This is a genomic window from Weissella sp. DD23 (assembly GCF_001579105.1).
Classification (GTDB): Bacteria; Bacillota; Bacilli; order Lactobacillales; family Lactobacillaceae; genus Weissella; species Weissella cibaria.
The window spans coordinates 1-552 of record NZ_KQ970441.1 but is presented as its reverse complement, the minus strand read 5'-3'; the positions used below and the strand labels follow the sequence as shown (position 1 = coordinate 552).

The 552-nt window shown below is 47.5% G+C and carries 1 pseudogene; it reads right to left on the bottom strand.

Features of this window, described 5'->3' with window-relative positions:
• Positions 1 to 178: 178 nt before the first annotated feature.
• Positions 179 to 552 (bottom strand): annotated as a pseudogene (locus WEIDD23_RS12125) (glucosyl transferase); the annotation flags it as partial.

Genomic DNA, 552 nt, shown 5'->3' with positions numbered 1-552 from the left:
GGTGCTCGTCTGATCTGAACTAGCTGAGGTTACCTTGCGGGCAGAACTTGTTTGGTGTGCCGTGTGATGCATTCGCTGATTTTGCCCCAGGACATACGCACCAATTAACACGCCAATGATAATCAGCATGCGAATGACAAGACCAATCCCTTTACCTGTTTGTTTTTGCATGTATCACCTACTCAATCGCAAATACGGGTGTGCCAGCATCCCAATCATGTGGGTCAGCTGACAAACGGCCAATTAACCCATCCACCGAGTTCCAACCATTGTAGAATTGGTGGTTGTACGGATCAAAAACTTCTGTATTCCCATCACTATAGCCGTAAGCTGCGACCGCGTGACCAATCCCCACGTTAATTAAAAAAATAACTGGGTAGCCATCACGCAAGGCATCTTTAACTTGCGTTGGCGTTGTAAGGTTGCGTGTTGTATGACCGAAACTATTGACCATACGAACTAAGTCACGACCTGACGCACCATATGACATGCTTGCGCCGCCCAAACGATTAGCAACATCACGTGGTGTCGTATTGACGCCATATGACCCAT